This is a genomic window from Paenibacillus sp. GbtcB18, from assembly GCF_019091125.1.
GTDB lineage: Bacteria > Bacillota > Bacilli > Paenibacillales > NBRC-103111 > Paenibacillus_F > Paenibacillus_F chitinolyticus.
In genome coordinates, this window is record NZ_JAGXJX010000035.1 from 1 (window position 1) to 3,029 (window position 3,029).

Below are 3,029 nucleotides of genomic sequence, written 5' to 3' on the forward strand. Positions count from 1 at the left end.
CAAATCAATCACATCTATTTATAAATGACGTTTACAAATACAGAAATGAAAATGATATTAGTTGAAGCAGCTATGGCAGGTCCATATGCATTATACGCTTGCTTTGTTGGATTATCATTTATTACTGGTTCACCTGTAGGTGGAGCTATTATGGTTGTTTTAGGTGCGCTAGGACTTCCTAAATTCGCTTCTATTTGCCAAACTATTATAAGAGCATATGCTGCTGATAAAGGTGTTAATGTTGAAATAGGATTAGATGGAGTAATTCCATATATTACTGCAAGTGTTGCAAGACACTAATATTTGAATTGGAGATGATAATACGTGGGTTTCGAGAAAAAAGTAAAAACATATTAAATGTAATAAGCAACTTAGGGATTTTTGGCTTTATGTTTTTGTTTGGCGGTATGTATACATATGTTTATTTTTATGGAACAGCCTTACTCGAAACATTTATTATGCTATTTATCGAAAATGCACTTTTAGTCATACAGTATTATTTTATGAGGAAGTTAGATTTTAAAGAGAGACTTCTTGAAATTTTAATTGTAATTGCTACCAATATCATTTCATTTTTTATTATTCAACAAAATGTAGCATTAATAGCTATTGTTATAGCTGTTGCTACTGCATCATGTATATTAATAAACCGTAAAAAAATAGAAAAACTATATACACACTAATTAATCTAATTAAAAATTAAATAGATTAACAAGCACCCTATCAGGGTGCTTGTTTGGTTCCTTCCACTTGATAGGGGAAACAAGGATAGAAAAGACACCCTAAGGTGCCTTCCTCCGACTTGAAAATTATAATTTCATATTCCAATAAAAGGATAAAATTCTGATAATTCCTAATGGTACACTTTGTGAAGTTTACATTTATTAACAGGTTAATTATACCAAAAAAAATGTATAGACAACCAGTCTTGTATTAAAATTCCATTCATTTTAATATTTGGGTGTAGGGTAAAAAAATAGAAAAAACGTTATGTCGTAGGAGGAATTTATTATGAAGAAAAAGTTTATTAAGGGTACTGCATTTGCAGTAGCAGCAACTATCTTATCAGGTACAATTGCAACTTCTGCTAGTGCTGCAGTTGAAGGAAAGAAATACGATGAATTATTACAACAGCAACAAGAAGCTGAACAAAGCGTACAACAAGCATCTATGATTCTTAACCCGTTTGAAGGATTAGGGTTAGATTTAGTTAATTTAGATGATTATGATATTCATGGTATCGATTTAAAGCAATATGATTTGCCAGATCGTTATACAGCACCATCTGACATTCAACAAATCGTTGAATATTTCGAATTAAATAAAGAAGAAACAATTCAATTATTAGAGGCTATTGAAGATCGCGAACAATTAGAGTCACCTGGATATGGTAAATTTACATGGGCTGTAGCAGCAATAAAAAAAGCTTGGCACAAACTTCCTGATAAAGTTAAAGGAGTATTAGGTGGCGCTTCAACAACTAAGTTCTTTCATACTTTAGAGCATTATACAGGAGTACTTGAAGACGGTATTTATGAAGGGTTCTTGAGAGTGACAGGAAATAAAACTTTATCAAGAATGTTAGCTAAAACCGTAATGCTATTGGTATTCTAATGAACGAAAAGTTTATTATCGTGTTAGGTATTTTTATTTGCGCAATTTTCTATTTTGGTGTGGACTATTTACTAAGTTTAAATAGTCCAGTAGCATTTAGTATTGCGGGATTAATAATTATTATTTGGTTGATTTTAATGTTTACAACACGAAAAAAATAGATTAGTAATAAAGTCAAATATTAATATTTGACTTTATTAGAATATAAGGATGTTATTTATGAAATATGTGTCTATTATTTCATAAATTGTATTTTTTATAATGATATTCATTATTGTGATTGATCACTTCGAGTTGTATAAACGGTTTATCACAACCAGTTATTAAGACAATAGGCCCGTTTGGAATAGGAATACTTATTCTTGCAGGTATTTTAGTGATTTTAGAATGGATACAAAATAGAAGATGATTGCGCTTTAAAGAGTAATAATGTACAAGGTAAAAAACCTTCCCTTTAGACATCTAAAGGGAAGATTTTTTAAAATTTATATTCTATTCATATTTATTGAATCTTCTCTTGAGCTTTTCACATTCGTAACGCAAGTCTGAGCATTTAGGTGCTAAATATTCTAGGCCCTTAATGACATATTCTAGATCGTATTTTTTACCACTTATTACGTCAGTATTAAAATCAAATATTATTTCTTTATATTTTGGTGCTATATAATTATATTCCTCATTCAATTCGGCTAATTTCTTCAGGTGTTCTGTAGGTGTTTTTAGGGACATAGGTGATTTTATTTGTTCATAAATAGAATCAATAGCATCTTTAGATAAATCAAGTGCAATCCCAACTTGTCTAAATGACATATCGTATTTTTGATTTGTCATTATGGTCGCTGCTAAATCGTTAAGCTCTTGTTGTTTAGTTTCTAATGTATCTAGTTTCTCTTGTGCGAAAGTTGCTATATTATTGGATTCATCAATTAATGAGTTCAATTGTTCTATTTTTTTATCCGATTCAGTTAAGTTAGTTTCAGTTTCTTGTCTCGCAATTTCAATTTGTGCTAACTGTTGGGTAGCTGTTTGCAATGTATTTTCGGCTTCTTCAATTTTGTCTTTGGCTTTTTCTTCTAAAGATTTTATATAAGAGTAAGCAACAGTTGCCAAAGCTATGATAATTGCGACTGCTATAGATCCCCAGGTAATTATTGTAGAAACCTCTCCTTGCAAGAAAGTTATTTGACTGTCTTTAGCAGAGATAATCTTATCTTGAACGTCTTTTACAGTTTCTAAGGAATCAACTTTCGTTTGTAACTTGCTCAATTGTTCGTTAACCTTTGTTAATTGTTCGTTAATTTTTTCGTTAGATATTGTAAACAAAGTCAGTTTCATTGTTTAATCCCCTTTGTGTATGAATTCATGACGGATTGTATGATTAAGTGCGACACTAAAAAAACAGATTTGAGCCTTGT

General features: G+C 30.5%; 4 protein-coding genes. 3 read left to right on the forward strand and 1 reads right to left on the reverse strand.

The window, feature by feature from the left end; all coding sequences use genetic code 11:
• The first annotated feature begins 45 nt into the window (after nt 1–45).
• The 3 genes from KVT34_RS29220 (at nt 46) to KVT34_RS29230 (ending at nt 1,614) form a co-directional block, all read left to right on the forward strand.
• Complete coding sequence (locus KVT34_RS29220) at nt 46–300, forward strand: hypothetical protein (RefSeq protein WP_217563188.1); 255 nt, start codon at nt 46–48, stop codon at nt 298–300.
• A gap of 89 nt (nt 301–389) precedes the next feature.
• Entirely contained in the window at nt 390–683 is a 294-nt protein-coding gene (locus tag KVT34_RS29225; RefSeq protein WP_088098282.1) for a hypothetical protein, read from the forward strand.
• Nucleotides 684–1,011: 328 nt separating this feature from the next.
• Nucleotides 1,012–1,614: a hypothetical protein gene (locus tag KVT34_RS29230; RefSeq protein WP_088098283.1), complete on the forward strand. Its 603-nt coding sequence runs from the start codon at nt 1,012–1,014 to the stop codon at nt 1,612–1,614.
• A gap of 492 nt (nt 1,615–2,106) precedes the next feature.
• Here the strand turns inward: KVT34_RS29230 and KVT34_RS32120 are convergent, their stop codons facing one another.
• The gene (locus KVT34_RS32120) at nt 2,107–2,949 is read right to left on the reverse strand and encodes a coiled-coil domain-containing protein (RefSeq protein ID WP_249276729.1); all 843 of its coding nucleotides are present in this window, start codon (nt 2,947–2,949) and stop codon (nt 2,107–2,109) included.
• Nucleotides 2,950–3,029 lie beyond the last annotated feature (80 nt).